Annotated in this window: 20 protein-coding genes and 1 tRNA gene; 10 read left to right on the forward strand and 11 right to left on the reverse strand. The window is 62.7% G+C overall.

Annotated features, from left to right (window positions below):
• The first annotated feature begins 1 nt into the window (after window position 1).
• Window positions 2–1,150 (forward strand): LPS export ABC transporter permease LptG, encoded by a 1,149-nt coding sequence (lptG, locus tag WS51_RS22625; RefSeq protein WP_059450977.1) that lies wholly within the window; start codon window positions 2–4, stop codon window positions 1,148–1,150.
• A gap of 25 nt (window positions 1,151–1,175) precedes the next feature.
• On the forward strand, window positions 1,176–1,559 hold the full coding sequence (locus tag WS51_RS22630) for a sirohydrochlorin chelatase (RefSeq protein ID WP_069229802.1): 384 nt from the start codon (window positions 1,176–1,178) through the stop codon (window positions 1,557–1,559).
• A gap of 91 nt (window positions 1,560–1,650) precedes the next feature.
• Here the strand turns inward: WS51_RS22630 and cobA are convergent, their stop codons facing one another.
• The 6 genes from cobA to WS51_RS22660 all read right to left on the reverse strand — a co-directional run bounded on the left by cobA (window position 1,651) and on the right by WS51_RS22660 (window position 7,840).
• Window positions 1,651–2,400 carry a uroporphyrinogen-III C-methyltransferase gene (gene cobA, locus WS51_RS22635; RefSeq protein ID WP_059450975.1) on the reverse strand — a complete coding sequence of 250 codons (750 nt, stop codon included), beginning with the start codon at window positions 2,398–2,400 and terminating at the stop codon, window positions 1,651–1,653.
• A 75-nt stretch (window positions 2,401–2,475) separates the two neighbouring features.
• Window positions 2,476–3,792: a sulfate adenylyltransferase subunit 1 gene (locus WS51_RS22640; RefSeq protein ID WP_059450974.1), complete on the reverse strand. Its 1,317-nt coding sequence runs from the start codon at window positions 3,790–3,792 to the stop codon at window positions 2,476–2,478.
• A 22-nt stretch (window positions 3,793–3,814) separates the two neighbouring features.
• Window positions 3,815–4,777, reverse strand: a complete 963-nt coding sequence (gene cysD, locus WS51_RS22645; protein WP_059450973.1) for a sulfate adenylyltransferase subunit CysD — start codon at window positions 4,775–4,777, stop codon at window positions 3,815–3,817.
• Window positions 4,778–4,852: 75 nt separating this feature from the next.
• Window positions 4,853–5,596, reverse strand: coding sequence for a phosphoadenylyl-sulfate reductase (locus WS51_RS22650; RefSeq protein WP_059508181.1), 744 nt, complete (start codon window positions 5,594–5,596; stop codon window positions 4,853–4,855).
• Complete coding sequence (locus tag WS51_RS22655; protein ID WP_059450971.1) at window positions 5,593–6,135, reverse strand: DUF934 domain-containing protein; 543 nt, start codon at window positions 6,133–6,135, stop codon at window positions 5,593–5,595. Before WS51_RS22655 ends, WS51_RS22650 begins: the two co-directional genes overlap by 4 nt.
• 25 nt (window positions 6,136–6,160) lie before the next feature.
• On the reverse strand, window positions 6,161–7,840 hold the full coding sequence (locus WS51_RS22660) for a nitrite/sulfite reductase (RefSeq protein ID WP_059508179.1): 1,680 nt from the start codon (window positions 7,838–7,840) through the stop codon (window positions 6,161–6,163).
• 216 nt (window positions 7,841–8,056) lie between these two features.
• Between WS51_RS22660 and WS51_RS22665 the strand changes: the two genes are divergently transcribed.
• The 8 genes from WS51_RS22665 to WS51_RS22695 all read left to right on the forward strand — a co-directional run bounded on the left by WS51_RS22665 (window position 8,057) and on the right by WS51_RS22695 (window position 14,479).
• Window positions 8,057–8,998, forward strand: a complete 942-nt coding sequence (locus tag WS51_RS22665) for a CysB family HTH-type transcriptional regulator (RefSeq protein WP_009689198.1) — start codon at window positions 8,057–8,059, stop codon at window positions 8,996–8,998.
• Between the two features lie 64 nt (window positions 8,999–9,062).
• On the forward strand, window positions 9,063–10,220 hold the full coding sequence (locus tag WS51_RS22670; protein ID WP_059508177.1) for an ABC transporter substrate-binding protein: 1,158 nt from the start codon (window positions 9,063–9,065) through the stop codon (window positions 10,218–10,220).
• A gap of 94 nt (window positions 10,221–10,314) precedes the next feature.
• Window positions 10,315–10,399: transfer RNA gene (locus WS51_RS22675), tRNA-Leu, on the forward strand.
• Window positions 10,400–10,764: 365 nt separating this feature from the next.
• Entirely contained in the window at window positions 10,765–10,959 is a 195-nt protein-coding gene (locus tag WS51_RS22680) for a helix-turn-helix transcriptional regulator (protein ID WP_060304570.1), read from the forward strand.
• Window positions 10,956–11,783: a replication protein C, IncQ-type gene (repC, locus tag WS51_RS22685; protein WP_063808378.1), complete on the forward strand. Its 828-nt coding sequence runs from the start codon at window positions 10,956–10,958 to the stop codon at window positions 11,781–11,783. The genes WS51_RS22680 and repC overlap by 4 nt, the downstream gene beginning before the upstream one ends.
• A 1,224-nt stretch (window positions 11,784–13,007) precedes the next feature.
• Window positions 13,008–13,415 (forward strand): hypothetical protein, encoded by a 408-nt coding sequence (locus WS51_RS32180; protein WP_060304574.1) that lies wholly within the window; start codon window positions 13,008–13,010, stop codon window positions 13,413–13,415.
• 13 nt (window positions 13,416–13,428) lie between these two features.
• Window positions 13,429–13,962, forward strand: coding sequence for an HAD domain-containing protein (locus tag WS51_RS22690; protein ID WP_236872374.1), 534 nt, complete (start codon window positions 13,429–13,431; stop codon window positions 13,960–13,962).
• Window positions 13,963–13,972: 10 nt separating this feature from the next.
• Complete coding sequence (locus WS51_RS22695; protein WP_060304580.1) at window positions 13,973–14,479, forward strand: protein-tyrosine phosphatase family protein; 507 nt, start codon at window positions 13,973–13,975, stop codon at window positions 14,477–14,479.
• 50 nt (window positions 14,480–14,529) lie between these two features.
• On the opposite strand, the gene WS51_RS31360 is transcribed toward WS51_RS22695, so the two are convergent.
• Genes WS51_RS31360 through WS51_RS22715 form a run of 5 tightly spaced genes read right to left on the reverse strand, consistent with a single transcriptional unit; the run spans window position 14,530 to window position 21,765 of the window.
• A complete protein-coding gene (locus WS51_RS31360; protein WP_081085724.1) occupies window positions 14,530–14,814 on the reverse strand; it encodes a PAAR domain-containing protein in 285 nt (94 codons plus the stop codon).
• Window positions 14,811–15,779: a DUF6708 domain-containing protein gene (locus WS51_RS32700; RefSeq protein WP_060304584.1), complete on the reverse strand. Its 969-nt coding sequence runs from the start codon at window positions 15,777–15,779 to the stop codon at window positions 14,811–14,813. The genes WS51_RS31360 and WS51_RS32700 overlap by 4 nt, the downstream gene beginning before the upstream one ends.
• A gap of 12 nt (window positions 15,780–15,791) precedes the next feature.
• Window positions 15,792–18,368: a T6SS effector BTH_I2691 family protein gene (locus WS51_RS22705; protein ID WP_060304586.1), complete on the reverse strand. Its 2,577-nt coding sequence runs from the start codon at window positions 18,366–18,368 to the stop codon at window positions 15,792–15,794.
• A 30-nt stretch (window positions 18,369–18,398) separates the two neighbouring features.
• A complete protein-coding gene (locus tag WS51_RS22710; RefSeq protein WP_060304589.1) occupies window positions 18,399–19,202 on the reverse strand; it encodes a DUF4123 domain-containing protein in 804 nt (267 codons plus the stop codon).
• A 10-nt stretch (window positions 19,203–19,212) separates the two neighbouring features.
• Window positions 19,213–21,765, reverse strand: a complete 2,553-nt coding sequence (locus WS51_RS22715; RefSeq protein WP_060304592.1) for a type VI secretion system Vgr family protein — start codon at window positions 21,763–21,765, stop codon at window positions 19,213–19,215.
• Between the last annotated feature and the right edge of the window lie 261 nt (window positions 21,766–22,026).

Raw genomic sequence — 22,026 nt, forward strand, 5'->3', positions numbered from 1 at the left:
GATGCGGCTCTATGAAAAATACTTCGCGCGGCAGATCTACGTCACGTTCGTCTTCATCCTGTTCGCGTTCTCGGGCCTGTTCTTCTTCTTCGACCTGATCAGCGAACTGAATTCGGTCGGGCACGGCAACTACAAGTTCGGCTACGCGGTGCTGCGCGTCGCGCTGCAGACGCCGTCGCGCTTCTACGAGATCATCCCGGTCGCGGCGCTGATCAGCGCGATCTACGTGTTCGCGCAGATGGCCGCGAACTCGGAATTCACGATCTTCCGCGTGTCGGGCCTCGCGACCAACCAGGCGCTGCGCTCGCTGCTGAAGATCGGCGTGCCGCTCGTGATCGTCACCTACCTGATCGGCGAATTCGTCGGCCCGTACGCCGATCAGCTGTCCGAACGCGTGCGGCTGCAGGCGCTCGGCGCGTCGGTGTCGTCGAACTTCCAGTCCGGCGTGTGGGTGAAGGACACGCTCGCGGCCCGCGAGAACGGCGAGCAGGTCACGCGCTTCGTCAACGTCGGCAGCCTGTCGCCCGATTCGACGATCAGCAACGTGCGCATCTACGAATTCGACTCGAAATTCCAGTTGCAGAACGTGCGGATCGCGCAAACGGGCCGCTACGAGCCGCCCGGCCACTGGCTGCTCAAGGGCGTGACGGAAACCGAACTGACGCCGATCAAGCCGGTCAGCGGTGAACCGGCGGACGCGCTGAACCCCGTGTACCGGTCGCAGCAGGTGACGCTGCCCGAATACCGGCTGCGCTCGGACCTGACGCCGCAGATCCTGTCGGTGCTGCTCGTGTCGCCGGAACGGATGTCGATCATCAACCTGTTCCGCTACATCCAGCACTTGCGCGAAAACCAGCAGGACACGCAGCGCTACGACATCGCACTGTGGCGCAAGCTGCTCTACCCGTTTGCGGTGTTCGTGATGCTCGTGCTGTCGCTGCCGTTCGCGTACCTGCATACGCGTGCCGGCGTGGTCGGCGTGAAGGTGTTCGGCGGCATCATGCTCGGCATGAGCTTCCAGCTGCTCAACACGCTGTTCTCGCACATCGGCACGCTGAACACGTGGCCCGCGCCGCTGACCGCTGCGACACCGGGCCTCATCTATCTCGCGCTCGGCCTGTTCGCGCTCAAGTGGGTCGACCGGCACTGAGCGCCGTCACGACGGAGGCTTCGACATGAGTTCGCACGGCATCGTCCTGTTCGGCCACGGCGCACGCGATCCGCGCTGGGCCGAGCCGTTCGAGCGGCTCGCCGCGCGGCTGCGCGGGGCCGGCTCCGCTTCCCCGCACGTGTCGCTCGCGTTTCTCGAACTGATGACGCCGTCGCTCGATACGGCCGTTGCCGCGCAGGTCGCAGCCGGCTGCACGCGCATCACCGTGGTGCCCGTGTTCTTCGGTCAGGGCGGGCATGTGCGCCGCGACCTGCCGCAGCTCGTCGACGCGTGCCGCGCCGCGCATCCGGGCATCGAGATCCGTTGCGCGACGGCCGTCGGGGAAGACGACGGCGTGCTCGATGCGATCGCGCGCTACTGCATCGACCAGATCGGCCGCGACGCGTAAGCGAATCGCCGGCTGAAGCGGCGAGCCCAAACAAAAAAGCGCTGGCTTCGGAAGCCAGCGCTTTTTTTCGTCTGCGAACCGCGCGATCGACTCAAGCGGCGTCCTGCAACGCATCGCCCTCTTTCACGTGACGCACGCGTTCGGCGAATGCATCGCCGATCATCAGCAGGCTCGGCTCCGCCGGGTCGAGCCACGCCTGCGCGTCGCCCGCCGCCATCTGCGCGAGCGTGAGCGTCAGCGTGCGTTCGCGCGCGGTGCTGCACGCTTCGACGATCGCGACGGGCGTCGCCGGCGCGCGGCCCGCGTCGATCAGTTCGCGGGCGATGCCCGGCGCGCTGTCGCGACCCATGTAGTACACGATCGAATCGGCGCGCGCGGCCTCGCGAATCTCGTCGCTGCCCGGCGCGCGGCTGTGCGTCGCGAAAGCGACGCTGCGCGACACGCCGCGCAACGTCAGCGAGCGCTTCAGCGTCGCCGCGCCGGCCAGCGCCGCGGTGATGCCCGGCACCACTTCGTATTCGATGCCGGCCGCCTCGAGCGCGCGCATTTCCTCTTCGGCACGACCGAACAGCATCGGATCGCCGCCCTTCAGGCGCACCACGCACGCGTGCTCGCGCGCCGCATCGACGATCTGCTTGTTGATGAAGTGCTGCGCGGTCGAACGCTGCCCGCAGCGCTTGCCGACCGCGATCTTCCGCGCGTTCGGTGCATAGTCGAGCATCGCCGGCTCGACGAGCGCGTCGTGCAGCACGACGTCGGCTTGCTCGAGCAGCCGCGCGCCACGCACCGTGATGAGGTCCGCGGCGCCCGGCCCCGCTCCGATCAGATACACCTTGCCCATGTTTGTCGCTTCGCTTGTCCTGCTCGTGGACGGCGACCGGCGCGCGCCGCCCGCATGGGCGGCGCAGAACGCCGGTTACGCCGAGAACGCCCGGATCATGCCGGCGGCGACCGTGTGATGCGTCGCCTCGTCGATCAGCACGAATGCGCCCGTGCCCGGGTGCGCGTCGTACGTGTCGCACACGATCGGCTTCTGCAGCGTCAGCGCCACGCGGCCGATGTCGTTCATCTTCAGTTCCTGACGGTCGGTCGCGTGCGACAGCGTATGCACGTCGAGCACTTCCTTGACCGCGCCGATCTTCGCGAACACCGTGCTCGTGGTCTGCTTCAGCAGGTACTTGCGCTGCGGCGACAGCGGCGTCTCGTCGAACCAGCACAGGTCCGCCTCGAGCTTCTTCGCCGGCGCGACCGTCTCGGCGGTCGTGACGAACATGTCGCCGCGCGACACGTCGACGTCCTCTTCGAGACGGATCGTCACCGTCTGGCCCGCGAACGCATGCGCAACCGACGCGGTGCCGCCGGGCACCGGCGCGATGATCTCGGCGACCGTCGCGGTGCGGTTCGACGGCAGCACGACGATTTCGTCGCCGACCTTCACTTCGCCCGATTCGATCCGGCCCATGTAGCCGCGGAAATCGTCGGCCGAGCTGCCGTCCTGGCGTGCGACCCACTGGACCGGGAAACGCAGCGCGTCATGCGCCTGCGTCTCGACCGGCAGCGATTCGAGCACGTCGAGCAGCGGCTCGCCCGCGTACCACGGCATGCGCTCGCTCGCGCCGACGATGTTGTCGCCCTTCAGCGCCGACACCGGCACGAACCGCACGTCCTTCAGGCCGAGCTGCTTCGCGAGCGCGACGTATGCGTCGCGGATCTCGTTGAAGCGCGCTTCGCTGTAGTCGACGAGGTCCATCTTGTTGATCGCGACGATCACGTGCTGCAACGCGAGCAGCTTCACGATCGCGCTGTGGCGCTTCGTTTGCGGCAGCAGTTGCGCGACGCCGTTCTCGACCGTCACGCGCGTCGCATCGACCAGAATGATCGCCGCGTGCGCGGTCGATGCGCCCGTCACCATGTTGCGCGTGTACTGCTCGTGGCCCGGCGTATCGGCGATGATGAACTTGCGCTTCGCGGTCGCGAAGTAGCGGTACGCGACGTCGATCGTGATGCCCTGCTCGCGCTCGGCTTCGAGACCGTCCGTCAGCAGCGCGAGGTCGATCTCGTCGCCGACCGTGCGCTTGTTCTTCGCGCGCGACAGCGCGGACAGCTGGTCGGACAGCACGGCCTTGCTGTCGTACAGCAGGCGGCCGATCAGCGTGCTCTTGCCGTCGTCGACGCTGCCCGCGGTGATGAAGCGCAACACGCCGAGGTCTTCGGTGTTCTCGATGATGCTCATGATGTGAATGTCCTCGTGTGCTTCAGAAATAACCTTGCTTCTTGCGCTGTTCCATCGCGGCTTCGGACGCCTGGTCGTCCATCCGGGTCGCGCCGCGTTCGGTGATCTCGGTCACCGCCGTCTCGGCGATGATCTTCTCGACGTCGTCCGCGTCGCTCTCGACCGGGCACGTGCAGCTGATGTCGCCGACCGTGCGGAAGCGCACCTGCGCGAGCTCGCTCGTCTCGCCGTCACGCATCGGCGTGAGCGGCGTGACCGGCACGAGCAGGCCGTTGCGGCGCACGATCTCGCGCTGGTGCGCGTAGTAGATCGACGGCAGTTCGAGGTTCTCGCGCGCGATGTACTGCCACACGTCGAGCTCGGTCCAGTTCGAGATCGGGAACACGCGCAGGTGCTCGCCGTTGTGCAGGCGTGCGTTGTACAGGCTCCACAATTCCGGGCGCTGCGCCTTCGGATCCCACTGGCCGAATTCGTCGCGGAACGAGAAGATCCGTTCCTTCGCGCGTGCCTTCTCTTCGTCGCGGCGCGCGCCGCCGATCAGCGCCGTGTAGCCGTGCTGTTCGATCGTCTCGAGCAGCGTGACGGCCTGCGCGGCGTTGCGCGAATCGGTTTCGCGGCGCAGCACGACCGTGCCGCGCTTGATCGAATCCTCGACGTGGCCGACCACCAGCTCGGCGCCGAGCTCCTGCGCGCGGCGATCGCGGAAGTCGATCACTTCCTCGTAGTTGTGGCCCGTGTCGATGTGCACGAGCGGGAACGGCAGCGTCGTCTTGCGGTTCGCGCCGAGGCCGAACGCCTTCAGCGCGAGGTGCAGCACGACGACCGAGTCCTTGCCGCCCGAGAACAACAGCGCCGGCTTGCTGCATTCGGCAACGAGTTCGCGCAGGATGTGGATCGACTCGGCTTCGAGCCAGTCGAGGTGGCCCATGCGGCTGTCGGCACCGGTGGGCGGGGCAAAGGCGGATTGCTCGAGCGTCGTGCTCATGATTTCAGTCCTTCTCTTCTGGGTTCGTGCCGCCCGCTCGCGCGGGCGACGCAATATTCGGTTTCTTGTCGGCTTTCAGTGCGCGGCGCCGGCTTCGGCATTCGCGGGAATCGGCGTGATCGTGATGTGCAGCCCGCATTCCTTCGTGTCGCGCGATTCCCACCACCAGCGGCCCGCGCGGCTGTCCTCGCCGGGGCGGATCGCGCGCGTGCACGGCTCGCAGCCGATGCTCGGGTAGCCGCGCGCATGCAGCGGGTTGACCGGCACGTCGAACGCCTTCAGGTACGCCCACACGTCGGCTTCCGTCCAGTCGGCGAGCGGGTTGTACTTCGCGATTCCGCGCGCTTCGTCCCGCTCTTCCTCGTGCAGCTCCGCACGCGTGACCGACTGCTCGCGGCGCTGGCCCGTGACCCATGCGCCGACGTCGGCCAGCGCGCGGTTCAGCGGCTCGACCTTGCGGATGTGGCAGCACGACTTGCGCAGCTCGACGCTTTCGTAGAACGCGTTCAGGCCATGCTCGGCGACGTACTGGTCGACCGCGTCCTGGCGCGGGTGAAACTGCTCGATCTCGTAGCCGTAGCGCTCGCGCACGCGGTCGATCATGCCCAGCGTTTCCGCGTGCAGGCGGCCGGTGTTCAGCGAGAAGATGCCGATCGACACGCCCTTCGAGAGGATCGCGTGCGTGAGCAGCATGTCTTCCGCGGCGAGGCTGCTCGCCAACTTCACCTTCTCGTGGCGTGCGCCGATCTGCGCGAGCAGCGCGTCGAGGCGCTCGACCTTCGCGGCGAGTTCGGGCGTGAGTGCGGTCGCGGTGCTCATGCGCTCACCTTCGCGTCGGCGGCGGCGTCGCGGCGGCGGAACAGCGGTGCCGGCTCGTCGAACGCGCCCTGGTAACGCTGCGTGAATTCGCCGAACGCATTCAGCGCGTCGCGGATGTCCTTGTCGGCACGAACCGCGAACGCGTCGAAGCCGCAACGCGACATGTACAGCAGCTGGTCGCGCAGCACGTCGCCGATCGCGCGCAGCTCGCCCGTCCAGCCGTGACGCTCGCGCAGCAGGCGCGCAATGCTGTAGCCGCGGCCGTCCGCGAAGCGCGGGAAATCGACGGCGATCAGCGAGATCGCGCCGAAGTCGGCCACGAGATCGGCCGGCTCGCTGTCCGGCGCGAGCCACACGCCGAGTTCGTCCTTCGTCTTCGCGGCGACGAGCGCCGCGCGCTCGGCCTGCCACAGCGCGAACGGCACCAGCACCTTGCCGGCCGGCAACGCGTCGACCGTGGGCAGCGCACCGTCTTCCGACGCGCGCACGACCTGCCATGCGTCGTCGATCACTGCGCGGTTCTTGATAATCGAAGCCATCTGCAAATTCCTTCTACCCGGTTGGTTACGCGTTCACTGCCTGGCGCGCCGCATACACGCGCTCCTTGAACGGCGCGATGCCGATGCGGTCGTACGTGTCGATGAAGCGCTCGCCGTCGATGCGCGACTCGACGAACGTGTCGATCAGCTTCGCGATCACGTCCGGCACTTCCTCCGCGGAGAACGACGGCCCGATCACGCGGCCGAGGCGCGCGCCGTTGCGGCCCGTGCCCTGCTCGCCGCCGAGCGACACCTGGTACCACTCGGCGCCGTCCTTGTCGACGCCGAGGATGCCGATGTTGCCGACGTGATGGTGGCCGCACGAGTTCATGCAACCGGAAATGTTCAGCGACAGGTCGCCCAGGTCGTACACGTAGTCGAGATCGTCGAAACGCTGCTGGATCGCCAGCGCGATCGGGATCGACTTCGCGTTCGCGAGCGAGCAGAAGTCGCCGCCCGGGCACGCGATGATGTCGGTCAGCAGGCCGATGTTCGGCGTCGCGAAACCGGCCGCCTTCGCCTTTTCCCACAACGCGAACAGGTCGCGCTTCTTCACGTTCGCGAGAATCAGGTTCTGCTCGTGCGACACGCGCAGTTCGCCGAACGAGTATGCGTCGGCCCAGTCGGCTACGAGGTCCATCTGCGCATCGGTCGCGTCGCCCGGGGCCACGCGGTGATCCTTCAGCGACAGCGTGACGGCGGCATAACCCGGCACCTTGTGCGGCGCGACGTTGCGCTCGACCCAGCGCGCGAACGCCTTGTTCTCGAGCAGGTGCTGTTCGAACGACGCGTCGGTGTCGGCGAGCTTCTCGTAGACGGGCGGCTTGAAGAACTGCGACACGCGGTCGACTTCCGCCTGCGTGAGCGTCGACGGGCCGTCCTTCAGGTGCTGCCACTCTTCCTCGACCTGCTGCGCGAACTTCGCGGGCGACAGCGCCTTCACGAGGATCTTGATACGCGCCTTGTACAGGTTGTCGCGGCGGCCGTAGCGGTTATATACGCGCAGCACGGCTTCGCAGTAGGTCAGCAGGTGCTGCCACGGCAGGTCTTCCTTGATCACCGCGCCGACGATCGGCGTGCGGCCGAGGCCGCCGCCCGCGAGGATGCTGGCCACCACTTCGCCCTGCGCGTTCTTCTTCAGGTACACGCCGAGGTCGTGGATCTGCACGGCCGCGCGATCGTGCTTCGAGCCGGACACCGCGATCTTGAACTTGCGCGGCAGCCATGCAAATTCGGGATGGAACGTCGACCACTGGCGCAGGATTTCCGACCACGGACGCGGATCGATCTCCTCGTCTTGCGCGACGCCGGCGAACTGGTCGGCCGTGATGTTGCGAATGCAGTTGCCCGACGTCTGGATCGCGTGCATCTGCACCGACGCGAGCTTTGCGAGGATCTCGGGCGTTTCCTCGAGCTGGACCCAGTTGAACTGGATGTTCGAGCGCGTGGAGAAATGGCCGTAGCCGCGGTCGTGTTCGCGCGCGATGCGCGCCAGCATGCGCAGTTGGTCGCTGCGCAGGTTGCCGTACGGAATCGCGATGCGGTGCATGTACGCGTGGCGCTGCATGTACAGGCCGTTCTGCAGGCGCAGCGGACGGAACTCGTCCTCGCTCAACTCACCCGACAGGCGGCGGCGCACCTGATCGCGGTACTGCGCGACTCGCTCGTCGACGATCGTCTGGTCGTACTGGTCGTACTGATACATTCGGGGACCCCAGGGTTTTCGTGGTGACCGCGCGACGTCCTAGCCACGTCGCGCCCGGATCTCCATTCCGCCGCCATCGCAGGCCTTCCGCTGCCCGGCTGGATTGCTAATGACGAAAACAGATATCCATATTTGAAAAACTCCGGTGAATCGTAATAAACTCGCCTTATATTTCAAACGACTAAAAAATTCTGTTGATATGCGGAAGGGTTATAAATGAACCTGCACCAATTTCGCTTCGTGCGCGAGGCCGTCCGGCAGAATTTCAACCTCACCGAGGCCGCCAAGGCGCTCTACACGTCGCAACCGGGGGTGTCGAAGGCGATCATCGAGCTCGAGGACGAACTGGGCGTGGAGATCTTCACGCGGCACGGCAAGCGCGTGCGCTCGCTCACCGAGCCGGGCCGGATCATCCTCGCGTCGGTCGAGCGGATCCTGCAGGAAGTCGAAAGCCTTAAAAGGGTCGGAAAAGATTATGCAGCCCAGGATCAGGGCAACCTGACGATCGCCGCCACCCACACGCAGGCCCGCTACTCGCTGCCGGCCGCGATCGCCGAGTTCAAGAAGCGCTTCCCGAAGGTGCACCTGTCGATCCTGCAGGGCAGCCCGACGCAGGTCGCCGAAATGGTGATCCACGACCAGGCCGATCTTGCGATCGCGACCGAGGCGATCGCCGACTACAAGGAACTCGTGTCGTTGCCCTGCTTCCAGTGGCATCACGCGGCGGTCGTGCCCGCCGACCACCCGCTGCTCGAGCGCAAGCCGGTCACGCTGGACGATCTCGCGCAATATCCGCTGATCACGTACGACGACGCGTTCGCCGGCCGCAAGAAGATCAACCACGCATTCGCGCTGCGCGGGCTGTCGCCGGACATCGTGCTCGAGGCGATCGACGCCGACGTGATCAAGACCTACGTCGAGCTCGGCCTCGGCGTCGGCATCATGGCCGACATCGCATTCAACCCGGAGCGCGACCGCAACCTGCGGCTGATTCCGGTCGGCCATCTGTTCGGCAGCAACGTGACGCGCGTCGCGCTCAAGCAGGGCGCCTACCTGCGCAGCTATGTGTATACGCTCGTCGAGCTGCTGTCGCCGACGCTGAACCGCAAGCTGATCGAACAGGCGCTCAAGGGCGAATCCGAATCGTACGAGCTTTGAAGGACAGGTATAAACACAGGGGCGCAAATCGCGCCCCTTTTTATTGCCCGACGGAGATCTCCGCATGACGCTTCCCGCCCTGTTGCGCCGCGCCGCAGGCGCCGCTCTCGTGCTCGCCTGCGCGGCCGCGCATGCCGACCTGAAGGTCGGCGTCGACCTGTCGTCGACCGGCCCCGCGGCCGCGATCGGCATCACCAGCAAGAACGCGATCCTGATGTGGCCGAAGACCATCGCCGGGCAGCCGCTGCAGGTGACGGTGCTCGACGACGCGTCCGACCCGGGCGCCGCCGTGCGCAACATCCGCAAGCTGGTCGACGAGGATCACGTCGACGTCGTGGTCGGGCCGAACATCACGCCGGCCGCGCTCGCGGCGCTCGATGCGGTAGCGGCCGCCCAGACGCCGATGATCACGCTGGTCGGCTCCGGCGCGATCGTCGAGCCGCAGGAAGGCGCGCGGACCTGGGCATTCAAGATGGCGCAGAGCGACAGCGCGATGGCCGACGTGATGACGCGCTACATGGCCAACCACGGCGTGAAGACGGTCGGCTTCATCGGCTTCGCGGACAGCTACGGCGACAGTTGGCTGAATGAATTCACACGCTTCGCGGAAGTCCGCAAGATCCGCGTGATCGCGACGGAGCGCTTCAACCGCACCGACGCGAGCGTCACCGGCCAGTCGCTGAAGCTGATCGCGGCAAAGCCGGACGCGATCCTGATCGCGGGCTCGGGCACACCGGCCGTGCTGCCGCAGCGCACGCTAATCGAGCGCGGCTACAAGGGCGCCATCTACCAGACGCACGGTATCGCGACGCCTGAATTCATCAAGCTCGGCGGCAAGGACGTCGACGGGACGCTGTTCCCGACGCAGCCGGTCGTCGTCGCACGCACGCTGCCCGCCGACCATCCGGCGCGCAAGGCGGCGCTTGCGTTCGTTGATGCGTACGAGGCGAAATACGGCGCCGGCACCGTCACGCAGTTCGCGGGCGATGCGGCGGGCGTGTTCCCGCGCCTCGCCGACGCGGTCGGCCGCGCGCTCAAGGCGGCGCAGCCCGGTACGCCGGCCTTCCGCGCGGCGCTGCGGCGCGAGCTCGAACGCGCGCACGAGCTCGTCGTGCCGAACGGCGTCGTCAACACCAGCGACAAGGATCACGTCGGGCTCGATCAACGCGCGAGCGTGATGGGAATCGTGAAACACGGCCAGTTCGTCTACCTGAGTCAGTAACGCACGGACGGCGCCGGACAGCTTGCCCGGCGCCCCGTTTTCCGCCATAATTCGCGTTTCGCCGCGCACAATCGCATGCGCGGCCAGGATCAAAGCCCAGGTGGTGAAATTGGTAGACGCAGGGGACTCAAAATCCCCCGCCGCAAGGCGTGCCGGTTCGATTCCGGCCCTGGGCACCAGTCAAAAAATCCGTTAATTTTCAAGAAATTAGCAGGTTCTAAGCGGCAAAGCAAAGCGGAACTTGTCGTGCACAGTTTCAAGGTGTTGACAGTTCTGTGCACAGTTTTTCCCGCCATTGATGCTCTGCGCTGGTCTCGGCTCTCAAACCTATGAGAGCATTAGCGATGACTATTGCTTCCTAGAAGCAATAAAAAAATGTCATCGCCGCGCACCCCGCCACCGCACTCCGACATCTCTATACCACCCCTTGCGTCAATTGATGCTACCGGACGTCGGCGGAGCTACCCAGTCCGTCGGTAGAGGAACATTGAGATATTGAGGTCACATTTCCGGATTCATCTCCTGGGGGAAATGGAAATGCGCAATGACTACTGCAGATTCTCTTCTGCGCCTGCCCGAAGTGCTCAAAATCATCCCCGTCTCACGTGCGACGTGGTACGAGGGCATCAAAACTGGCCGCTTCCCGGCCCAGGTCAAGCTCGGCCCCCGCATCGCCGCGTGGCGGCGCAGTGACATCGACCGCCTGGTTGCATCGCTCAACGGCGGGAACGTGGCATGACGCAGACCGCGCCGACGCACGCCAAGCTGGCGCAGCCCATCGTCCATGCCCCCGGGCTCTTTCACAGCTTGGCACCCGGGGAGCGAAAGAGGGACAAATTGGACGTCACGCACGTAGCCGGTGATACCACCGTCCGCTTCGTCGGGTTTGAACCGCTGGACTCCACCGATTTGCGCGTGCTGCAAGGGTTAATAGCCTTGGCCACCGCGGGGCTACGCAATGTCCGGAGGTTGCTGCGCGACGGCCAATCGCTGAGGACCTCGCTTGACCTTAAAGGGGACGCTCAGGACGAGCGAACCGTAGCGGCCAGATTCACCCTAGCCTCCTTGGCGGACACAGCGGGCTTCGACCGAGGCGGCTTCGGTTGCAGGCAGATGCGGGCGTCACTTCAACGGCTATCAAATGTCACCGCCCTCGTGAGCAGGCCGGAGTTCGAGGGGGCTTTCCGGTTGGTCAGTGGCTATCGCCTGGACAAGCACACCGGCGAATTGGTCGTTTCGATTAGCCCACTGGGAACAACGGCAATCCTCGGACGCCAAGGCTACTTGAGGCTGGACATGAAGGAGGTCCGGCGAATTCACGGTGAGGTTGCTCATCTCATTCACGGTCGGCTCCACTGGGTCAACCAAGGGGATAGGCGACCGGTCAGCTTGGACACGCTCTGTTCATACGCGTACGCAGGAGTTCGGACCGGTAGCGCCCTGCGAAAGCGCAGGATGGCCGTACGCCGGGCACTGCAAGAGCTGGTAGCCATCGGCTGGACCGTAACCGAGACGAATCCGGGTACGTACCTCATTGGTCGGCCACGTCGCGCGAGTAGCTAGGGTGAATTGGTAACGTGGGCCGGGGGGAATTGGTAACGCTGCCAGGGTGAATTGGTAACGCATAACGGTTTGGATACCTGACAAAACTGCCTTCGCTTAGCAGACGTTTTTGGCGTCACGGCCCGCAGCAAACGTGGCAATCAAAGATTTCTTTAAGGGTATTTTTTTAATCAAAGGGAGCCGCCTTGCTCGCGGTGCGCTGTTACGGCGGGCGGCTCTGTCGCCGCTGCGCGGCTCCCTCCCCTCCGGCAGTACGCCTCGCCCTCATCCATCGCGAGCCGCCCCACGCCATCTTCTCGCGAACACCAGACAAGGGCCTGCGGCCCCGCGGCCAGGAGTGGAGGTGTGACACGCAAGGCACTCCACCCTCAACCCAGAGAAGCGCGCACAAATGCTCATGCAGGTCGCAGACCCTGAGGTGGTCGGAGCAGATTAACGTAGACGGCAAACAGCACCCGGGTCTTATCACACAGGGGCGCAGTGCTTGATTTTGAGCGGAGCCACGCGTGGAGGGGGCCCCTGAGACGGCGCCCCGGACGCAAGCCGGGAGCGACAGCGGACAGGCGGCCGGGTGCCGTCTCAGTGGGGCGTCAGCCACGGTCCAGGCGGTCAACCTGGTGGGGGAGCCGCGTCGAGTTCGGCCACAAGCCGGAGGGCTCTGCACGACTGGTGGCCGAAGCTCGGCGTGGGGACGAAGCCACGCTCCCCGGCCCCGGAACGGGGCTGGCAAGTGCGTCTGACCATGCACTGCCCCGCACCTGGGTGCTGGAGCGCGCGGCCCTCCCTCGGTGGCTGCAGGCGCTGGTGCCCCAAGGTATCGGCCTTCAGCGCTTTCCGGGCGGCGGATGGGCAAACCTCGGAACCGACGAGATTTACGTCTCGCCATATCTCTGGACACCATGGGGGGGTGGATGACTCGAAGCCCGTGTGAGCGCTGATGCCAGCCATGTGGCCGGAGCAGCTGTTTACGACGTTGGCTTGAGCACGCCACTCGTGCCTGACACGACATTCTTCGCAGAGAGAATTTCGACGCCCCCCGCATCGTACATTCCACTCACCTTGTCGTTGCGCCAGCAACCGAACCGCTCGTCACATCGTTTTCTGCAAAAAAACAACGCTTCTGTATAACGCGAAATTTGCATATCGCCAAAAGCCGCCGGAAGCCTGTTGACACTCGTTGAACGCCATTGATAGCGTGCCTTTCATGCCAATGGAGTTACCTTCATGAATCAACTTCAAGTTCCCGACGACTTTCCGAGAATCCCCCTCCTTGGCACCGTACCTCGTATACGGCCAGAGTTCGTTTTTATCAAAATCAGCACATGTAGCGCGGCCCTTTCCGACCACGAGTTGCGATATTTGCGGTGCGAGGACTTCGCTCGCCAAATGGAAATCGGAACGTTTCGAGAAATCATGAAGCAGCGATGGTCCGTGCAGACGGCGCTGTCCAATGTTGAAGCGTGTGTCACCGAGACTATCCGCCGCAGCGGTTGGGAACTCACTGATGCCGAGATAGCCTGGACCGTCGACCGTACCCGCATGTTGCTGTCGACCGCCACAGCCGGCGACACATCCCACAAACCAGACTCGAATCTTCCTAGCCATAGCGGGAACGACAATTATGGTGAGTGATAGTAGGTACACCGTGCTCGTGCTCGACCAGCCAACACCTACCCTCTTCGTCGACTATGACGGCACGCTCCACCGGGGACACGCCGTTCTCGACGCCGACGGCAACGTATTACTGGATTCGGGCCAGCCATTGTTCGAATATGCGCCGCTTCTGGCGGAGATGCTCGAGCCGTATCCGGACGTGCAGATTGTCCTGACGACATCTTGGCTCGACACGCTGTCGCTCGACCAGGTCGTCTCGTACCTGCCGGGTGCGCTCTCCAGACGGGTCGTGGACACAACTTGCGGCATCAGGGCGCGCTTTGGGTATCTGATGGACGGGTCGGCACGAACCTATATCATCAGGTCTTACGTGTTCGCGAAACGCCTGAAAAATTGGCTGGCGATTGACGACTCAGTCTACGGTGCATATCACCTGAGTACCGATTTCCTCGACCTGAGTTCGCACCTGGTCTTGCTCGACGCCCAGCGCGGAATTGGCGACGCGCAAGTCCAGCAGCGCATCCGGGAGTGGCTAGTCGAAGTGCATCCACCCTTGAGTTCCTAGCATCCAGCCGATGGTCCAGCGACTGCAGGAGGTGTTGGGCAAGCTGTACAAGCCACCGGCGGACGGTGCACGCCAGGTGTTTGCGCTGTCGCGCCGCGACGCCGAGAAACTGCCGCGGTTACCGTCGGTTGCCATCATCTCGGTCACCGCACCGGGGCGCCCGCCCGCCAGCCTCGATGGCTTCGCCCATCTGCTTCGCCTGAGCTTCGCGGACGTCGATTTCCTGAGTCCGAGTCTCTCCGAGAAGGCGCGGGAAAAGCTGGGGGAAGCGTTCACCGCAGGGCAGGCTCAGGCGATTCGTGCGTTCGTTGAGGCCCTGCCTGACGAAGTCGTGTCGGTGGTCGTCCACTGCGAAGGAGGTTACTCGCGTTCATGTGCCATCGCCTTGGCGCTCCACCAGCTATATGGCTATCGCGCGGAAATCGAACATCTTTCTCAAGCCAACCCCTCAGTCGTTCGCACGCTGATAGGAAATGACCGTAAAGCTCATCGCGAGCGGCAACGGGCCCGTCGTTGAGACGTTTCAACGACCACGCCCGTTGTCCTGCAACCGGCAGCGACGGACCGTCATGTCTTTATTGAGCCAAGAGTCTGCGACGCCACCAGCTTCGGCAGTGGCTCACATTTGCATTGGCACAAATCGTTCTCCAATGCGACCTGCTTACCCATCATCGTCATTGCACGTGGTGAGCCGTCGCTTATGATGACGCCCGTCGTGCCACAGGCTGGGCACAGAACAGGGGCACCCAGATATGCGAAAGGTTGACCTTGAAACGAGGTGCCCACGATACCCTCAACCACAACCCCGTTGCGGTCAGTCTTATCGCCCTGACGAATGAACCGGCGACTCATGCTGTAAGGCCGTTGGACGGCGTCGCAGCATTGCACGCCCGCTCGATATCGTCCGGCCATACCGGTTCGCGGCAAGTCAGTTGGGCGAGCCAATGCAATAGGGATTGAGAGAATGCGGGAAGTGCCCCGACCGCCACCACCAGCCACACTATCGGATTGCCCGACTTAAGTAGGCCCGAGGTGCCGTCGAAATTCAACCTCAGCGAATTGCGCAGGGAGGCTCCCTTCGGCAGGAACTCGGTCACCGGGGGCAGCGAAGCGGGGCCTTCTTCCATAAATCGCCGGTAGAACTCAAAGTCCTGGTAGAGGACTTTCATGACCTCCTGTCCCCCGACGCTTCCCTCATCGGACGACAGGACAACTCGCGTTCCCATCGAGAATGTATCCTTGACCATCCCCTTGTCGTCAAGAACCAGGCAACGAACCACGCGCGGCGCCGTGCGCGTGGGGCCGCTTCTGGGCTTGCGTTCGACGTACAGGAAGGCGCTATCCCAGGGTACCGATACAACCCCGCCAGGGCCATTGTGCTTGAATGCGTAAATCATCCGGTCACGCCGGTTAAACCGGACGGGCTTGCAGGTGTAATTGAAACAGTCGCGTGTCAATGCCCAAATGCCAATTCCCGAGAAACCGAGCGCGACAAACAAGAAAAACGCAAGCACTCCATAAATGAGCCCCAGTTGTCCCCGCTGTTCGTAGATAGGAGGTACATGAGTCATCATCCAAAGAAGGGCCGCCGTGAATGCCAACGAACCGAGCCCCGGTAACATAAACGCAAAGACCCCCCAGCCCTTCTCCGAATAGTTTCCGTCTCGGACCTCTAGGCAAGTATCGCTCATCGAGAATACTGAACGCTCATCCTTAGCCGTGTCAGACGCAGGCTGTCCGATTGCGAGGCGGGCAGCCTGCTCCTCCTCGCTGACCGGCCGGTTCAGGCGGTACCACGAGAGTCCGTCAAATGCCATCTCTTTTCTCCATCACGAAAGCATTGCCGTAAATGCCTTTTGGTCTTCGGCCAGAGTGGGGAACCGCTCTTTAGCCTCTTTCAGCCCAAAAAAACATCGTTCAAGCCACTCATCCACTTCCTTACCCTTGAAGTAGTTGATGAGGATACCAATAAGGGCAGCGATAAGCAGAAGCGGCAGGGCCACGACCGCTGCAGCGGATGCCGAAAGGAATATGACAGAGTAAGCGAGAGCAAGACCGACAACCGCTGATGCGGCATCCAGGATAAACATCGTCACATTACCTTCCTTGAAATCCTGCACGGCATGATAGATGTCAATCGCAGCAGACACGAGCCCAACCACCGCGCCGCCGTACCTCCCCGCGACGTTGAGGAAACGTTCTAGTCGAAGCCAGCCTGTACCCAACTGAGCCCCAGCCTTTCCGACGGTGTCAATTGCAGCCGAACCATATTGCGCAACACTCGCCACGAGTCCACCAATGGCGTTGTTGAACTTGATGCCGGCCTCCGATTGATTGAACCGATTCGCCTTCTTCAATTCTTCCCGAGCAAAGCGAAGATTGATAGCACTGAATATCGCCCCGATGCCCGCAAACCCAGGCTCCCCCTTCGTCATGAGCCGAAATTTCGGCATGTAAATCGTCTCGACCACGTCGGGTGTCAACGTCGCACCGGCCAATTTCTCGAAACCGGGTTTGGCTTTGACGCCAGCCAGGGCAGCTGCCTCTGTCGCCGGGCCTTCGACTGGCACGAACTGCTTCGCCTTAATTTGCGGGTCGGCGCCTCCGCCTGCATTGGCTTTGTCCTGAAGCTGCTTTTTCAGGTCCTGGACACTGATTTTCTGCCGGCCCGGCATCACTTCCTGCATCTGACGGGCGATGTAGTTCACCCACTGGTTTGCCGAACCATATACCGCCTTAAACTCGAACAACTGCTTCGTCCGCATGCACAGAGTTGCATAAAGCACTTTGGCCGCCGCCGTATCTACACTCGCGCTGATAGCTTCGGCCACGGGCCCACCCGTCTCATGGAGAAGCCATGCTAACGCCTTCGCAACAGCAACTTTGATGCCCTTATCCTTCGACTCTTCCACGCCCTCTATCTTGCTGTACGACTCTATGAGCTTCGCGACGAACTCCCTCAGTTCCATGTACGGATAGCCGGACGCCTCCTTGACCTTCTCAGCCAGCACCGGGCTGTTTAGGACGAACGCCCGCAACAGCGGATTACGGGTATCGGATACGTTGCCGTTAGCCCATTTGACGAGCGCATCGACGGCATTCTTGCGGTCAGCCGAACCCTCGATGCATCGTGTAAATGTGTTGGTATAGTTCAGCCCGCATCGCCAGCTTCCCGGCTCGTAATCGGACTCGAAAACATTCAACAATGCTGAACTGGACAGCCACGCCTGATGGTCCTGCGACAGTGGTACAAGCGTGCTCGCTTGCTCCGACTTCATCGCGTTCGCCATCTGTTGCCGAAAGTCGACGATAGCCTGCTGCCGATAATGGGTTGTATAGGGCTTCCATGCCTCCGGTCCGGCCGTTGCAAGCTCAGACTCCTTCTGCGCATCAATGCTTTTGAGCCGTTTCTCCAGCGCCTTGCCACCATCGAACAGAGAGCCAGCGCCCGAACCGTTATAGGCACTGACTTCTTGCAGGTAGGCAAACCGCTCGACGTCCTCTTTCGCCGATACTGCGACCGCTTTTTGCAGCGCGTCGATTGCGCTGGCGGCCCAGATGCCGTGTTCATACGGTGCAAGCGCAGCGCCGAAAGCGACGCGCTGCTCGAAGTTGAGCTCCTGCGTGATACCAACCGGGTCCCACAACGCAAAAAACAGTCCCTTGTTCGGCAGGATGGAATCCATCGCCTTTTTCAGGGCCGGCTGCTGCCCGGCACGGTCATGGTATGGGAAGCAACCGGTGATGAGCGCATCGGGGCGGCCGCCCTTGTATTCGCTCAGAAGCCCCTCGAGGTGGTCCAGGCTATCCGCGTGCGGCTGATTCATGCTGCCGTTATACCAGCCAGTCGCATCGAACTTCTGCATCCGCTTGTCACGACAGCCCATGAAGTTCTTCGCGTAGGTGTCGCGGACTTTCTGTGTCCAAAGCTCATCGCTGAACGCCAGATAGACGGTTCCAGCATGTTCGGCGTCTTCAATGGTGATGCATTGGGCCAATTGCGCGTGCCCGGGTTGATGACAGCTGAACGGCTTCTCGAAACTACGGTCAAGGTTGATGCCGACCGGATAGTCGTACAAGTATCCTTCCGCTGTAACCGCATATATCTGCCATCGCTGTGTTTTCGGATAGAAGATATACACGTAGCCGTAGCGCAGAGTGCGCAGCGTGTACTTCGCCTTCTTGAGCGCAATGCTGACGACGCCGTCACCGAACTTGCCGCCCATGAGGGTCATCGCACCGGCAGAGCTGTGAGCCTTCGAATTGGCCACGGCCCCGTAGCGGACGGGCAGAATCGGCAATCCCTTCTTCTTGCACATGTTGCATGAATTCGGCGCACGCGAGCTTGTCTGCATCGCAGATTGCGTGAGCTGGGCAATATTCGCAAAACTCGTGTCGAGTGCCATTCTTTATCTCTTTCGTGCCGCCACTCGGGCTCATTGATATTGGATGCTTTCGCGCGCAATCGTTTCCCAGTCTGCTGCGCTCCAGCTCGCGACCGTTTCGGCATACGGGCTCTTTTGGGGCGCCTGCAAGACCGTTTGCACACGAGGGTGGCGGTCGAAGTATGGGGAAACGAGTGTGCCGTGAAGTGCGAAAGCAAGCAGGTCCCCGCCGGCAAGTCCATGAGCTTCGCCTTTTGCACACTGTGCGTCGAGCAACGCAGGCATATCTGGGCTAAGCGTCGTACCGTTGCGCCGAAGCAGGTCCAGCGCGCGCTGAACCAGCTCAATGCGCGCGATTCGCGCGTGCTGGTCCGCCGTAACGGAGAAAGCGGCTTCCGGTTCGGTGACGCCGTTGACCACCGCCCAGTCGCCTATAGGGTCGAGGTACGTCCACGTTTCAACCAGCCCCAGAAGCGCGCCCATCTGCTCGGCTTTCAAGATGCGGCGCAGGTGCGGAAACACGCGCGGGTCGTAGTAGCGGAAGACCGCATCGCCAGAAGTCGGCGCCGGCAGTATCAACCGGTCCGCCAAATGTTCCTGTAGCCGGCCCGTTGCCTTGCCACATTTGACAATGGCGCAAACGACCGGCGGCAAGCCATTCTCCAGGTCCGATTCGGCGCGCTCTCTCAACGCTGGCAATTGCAGCTCGGGATGCTCGGCGCAGTACAGCACGGGAGCCACGCCCTCGAGCTCGGGACGAGCCGCGGGAACCAACTCACCGACTTCATAGACCGGCGGCACGCCGGGCAGCTCAAGCTTTCCGTTGACGACTTCAACGATAACGTAGTGAACCATGCCGACCGCCCTACACGAGTGCCGAGCCGGCCTGCGCTGCGGCTGCGAACTGCTGCGCGCACGACTTTGAAGGTGCGAGTTGCGCCGACGCGTTATCGCCCGCCGGGCCATCGAAGACGAGCGGACTGCCCTTGACCTCCACCAGTCCCGGCGCATGGATGAAGATTTTGCCTTCGGCGATACGAATCGTTGCGCCGCCGGCGGTGAGGGTGATTTCCTTCTGGGCCGTAACGTTCACCGAATCGGAAGTGGATACGACCTTTACGGTCTTGTCTGCCGTAAGCTCGATGTTGTCCGACTGCGCCTGCACTTCGACCTTGCCTTTGCCGGCAAACAGCTTGATACCGGCGTTCTGCACGAAGAAGCTCAATTTCTCGCCGATACTGGCAATCCACGACCGGGCCGCCGAAACGTAGGTGCTCTCTCCGCTGACCAGATTGACGTGCTGGGTGGCTGCTGCGTGGAGCGACTTCTGCGTCGACAGGCCCATATCAGCTGGGCTCGCAAGCAACATGACAGGTTGCGAAAACGCATTAGCGCTTCCGGTGCCGCCACCGGCTGTCCTGCCGCCCGCCATAGAGCCCTGCGCGTCGCTCTGCGTCGTCGCAGCGAAGTCCTTGATGGCGTCCTGTGCATCGTCCAGGGTCTCGGCCTTGCCGTCAGCTGCCGCGAGTGAGCGATGCTGAATCACGCCGCTCGAATCGATAAGGTGTTGCGTGGCTTCCTTCACATCCAGCGGCTGACTCGACGTACCGCCGCGGGCGTAGGTCGACACGTAGAGCCCGCGTCCGGCCCGCAGTGCGCCTGACGCCTCGGTCTTCAGTTCGAATCCCGCGCCAAGGTAGTTGCCGCGCGTATTGCCGCTGTGGTCGATGAGATAGCCGATGTGCAGATACGAATTCGCCGTCGAGCTGAAAAGCTGCGCCCGGTTCTGCGACGTGGAATCGTCGAAGACGAGTTGATTGAAACCCTGCCCGCTGTACTCCTGCGACTTGAAACCGGACAGCAGGCCGTTCGAATGCCAATGGGGCGTGTTGACAGCGTGAAAGAGCACTCCGCTGACGACCGGGCGGTCGCAATCCCCGTCGAGGTAATTGACGGCTACTTCCTGCCCGATTCGAGGGACGAACACACCACCGAACCCTTTACCGGCGTGCGGCAGTATCACGCGCATCCAGCACGATGACGTCTCGTTATTGCTACCCAGACGGTCCCAGTGCATCTGCGCCTTCACCCGGTTCAACTCGTCTGTGTACACCTCCTCACCCGGCGGTCCCACGATAGTGGCCGTCTGCATGTGCATGACCGGCTTTCTGTGCTCGAACGGGCTGCGGAATGGCACCGAGCGGCGCTGGACCTCGATTTCGGCCAGCACAAAGCTTTCATTACCTAACGGGTCTTTGGACACGAATGCGGCCTGCCGGTCCTTGTATTCGGCACGCAGACGCGACAAGCGCCGCTGCAGGCTCCCCGGGAAGGGACGGCTGTTGCCCAGCGGCAGATTGTTCTGGATAGCCCAACGCACGCCGAGAATCGCGAACTCGCGGTCCTCAGGCTTGTCTGCTTCGTGCTCGGGATGGTCTTCGAGCGTGAACCATCGACCGGCGTCCATGCACGGCACACTGCCCACCCCAAAAAACCGTTTGCTGCGCGCGGCCATCTCTTCAAGGCGAATACGCATGGCACGCTCGCCACGGTCGTATGATTCGCCGGTAACCGGGAAACTATAGTGGCCCGCGTATTCGTAGACTTCCAGCTGCTGCGGGATATCGCCTTGGTCGACCGTAGACCGGTCCGCCCGCTGCAAAGCGCGCGTTGGACGTTTGTAATCCGCCGTGCTGAACGCATATCCGACGCTTTGCGTCGTACGCTCGCCGCTCCATTCGACGAGTGTGCCGGCCTGACCGTCTTGGTCGCCGCGGTAGAACGGTACTCGCTGGGTAGCAAGCGCCTTGCAATTGAAGAGGTCGTCGGTCACGACAACCGTATGCGACTTACCGTCCTCTGCGTGCTCGACATACGTGAACCATCCCTCCGACTCCATCAACCGATGGACGAAATTGTGGTCGGTTTCGTACTGAGTACAGTACGAGCGAACCGCGCCCGCGTCTTTCACATCGAGCCGGAAGTGACCGCGTGCCTGCGAATGGCCGCTGAACACTTCAGTCAGGATGTCGGCAGTCGTTAGGTCCTGGAAGATGCGCGCGTCCTTGCGGTACTGCAGAAAGCGCATCCACGACGAGAACGAAAGCTGGTAGTAAACGAGTCCCCCATCCGCTCCGAGGCGTCGCGTCGCATGGACGTAACCGTGCCACGGAAGGTACGAATCGTCGGCCTGACGCACCCATAACGTGACGGGTTGCGCCATCAGCGTCTTCAACTGGAGCGCCTGCTCCCGGGAAACGACGTCGACTGCGAACTCGAAATCCCGGCCCATGCGCGATTCGCCGATAGCGCGCTGCGGTAACAGTACTTTCGCCCCGAGGGGAGTGTCCAGGATGAGCGTTCGGTTCGTCTGCTCGATACCCGCGTCGAGCATCAACGAATTGGGCAACCTACCCATTTCGAATATCTCCTCTGGAGGAAAAAATGAACATAAATCGGAGGGGGCGCGAAAGGTCGAAAGAGATTTTGCCACAACGACCTATCCGATTTGATAACAAACGTAAAAACAGCAGCCCGAAAACCGGCACCATTTTCCGACTCGACGTTTCTTAATCCCTCACCCCGACAATATTGGTATTTTTTACCTCAATTAACGCCAAAACAAGCAGCGGAGCGACTCCGGCGCCATCCAGGATTGAAACGGCTGGTCGCTTCCCGT

The sequence above is a fragment of the Burkholderia territorii genome (genome assembly GCF_001718335.1).
Taxonomy (GTDB): domain Bacteria; phylum Pseudomonadota; class Gammaproteobacteria; order Burkholderiales; family Burkholderiaceae; genus Burkholderia; species Burkholderia territorii.

What these genes read in the sequence shown, in the direction of transcription:
- lptG (WP_059450977.1), top strand. Translation starts at nt 2, where the DNA reads ATGCGGCTCTATGAAAAATACTTCGCGCGGCAGATCTACGTCACGTTC.
- WS51_RS22630 (WP_069229802.1), top strand. Translation starts at nt 1,176, where the DNA reads ATGAGTTCGCACGGCATCGTCCTGTTCGGCCACGGCGCACGCGATCCG.
- cobA (WP_059450975.1), bottom strand. Translation starts at nt 2,400, where the DNA reads ATGGGCAAGGTGTATCTGATCGGAGCGGGGCCGGGCGCCGCGGACCTC.
- WS51_RS22640 (WP_059450974.1), bottom strand. Translation starts at nt 3,792, where the DNA reads ATGAGCATCATCGAGAACACCGAAGACCTCGGCGTGTTGCGCTTCATC.
- cysD (WP_059450973.1), bottom strand. Translation starts at nt 4,777, where the DNA reads ATGAGCACGACGCTCGAGCAATCCGCCTTTGCCCCGCCCACCGGTGCC.
- WS51_RS22650 (WP_059508181.1), bottom strand. Translation starts at nt 5,596, where the DNA reads ATGAGCACCGCGACCGCACTCACGCCCGAACTCGCCGCGAAGGTCGAG.
- WS51_RS22655 (WP_059450971.1), bottom strand. Translation starts at nt 6,135, where the DNA reads ATGGCTTCGATTATCAAGAACCGCGCAGTGATCGACGACGCATGGCAG.
- WS51_RS22660 (WP_059508179.1), bottom strand. Translation starts at nt 7,840, where the DNA reads ATGTATCAGTACGACCAGTACGACCAGACGATCGTCGACGAGCGAGTC.
- WS51_RS22665 (WP_009689198.1), top strand. Translation starts at nt 8,057, where the DNA reads ATGAACCTGCACCAATTTCGCTTCGTGCGCGAGGCCGTCCGGCAGAAT.
- WS51_RS22670 (WP_059508177.1), top strand. Translation starts at nt 9,063, where the DNA reads ATGACGCTTCCCGCCCTGTTGCGCCGCGCCGCAGGCGCCGCTCTCGTG.
- WS51_RS22680 (WP_060304570.1), top strand. Translation starts at nt 10,765, where the DNA reads ATGACTACTGCAGATTCTCTTCTGCGCCTGCCCGAAGTGCTCAAAATC.
- repC (WP_063808378.1), top strand. Translation starts at nt 10,956, where the DNA reads ATGACGCAGACCGCGCCGACGCACGCCAAGCTGGCGCAGCCCATCGTC.
- WS51_RS32180 (WP_060304574.1), top strand. Translation starts at nt 13,008, where the DNA reads ATGAATCAACTTCAAGTTCCCGACGACTTTCCGAGAATCCCCCTCCTT.
- WS51_RS22695 (WP_060304580.1), top strand. Translation starts at nt 13,973, where the DNA reads ATGGTCCAGCGACTGCAGGAGGTGTTGGGCAAGCTGTACAAGCCACCG.
- WS51_RS31360 (WP_081085724.1), bottom strand. Translation starts at nt 14,814, where the DNA reads ATGAGTCGCCGGTTCATTCGTCAGGGCGATAAGACTGACCGCAACGGG.
- WS51_RS32700 (WP_060304584.1), bottom strand. Translation starts at nt 15,779, where the DNA reads ATGGCATTTGACGGACTCTCGTGGTACCGCCTGAACCGGCCGGTCAGC.
- WS51_RS22705 (WP_060304586.1), bottom strand. Translation starts at nt 18,368, where the DNA reads ATGGCACTCGACACGAGTTTTGCGAATATTGCCCAGCTCACGCAATCT.
- WS51_RS22710 (WP_060304589.1), bottom strand. Translation starts at nt 19,202, where the DNA reads ATGGTTCACTACGTTATCGTTGAAGTCGTCAACGGAAAGCTTGAGCTG.
- WS51_RS22715 (WP_060304592.1), bottom strand. Translation starts at nt 21,765, where the DNA reads ATGGGTAGGTTGCCCAATTCGTTGATGCTCGACGCGGGTATCGAGCAG.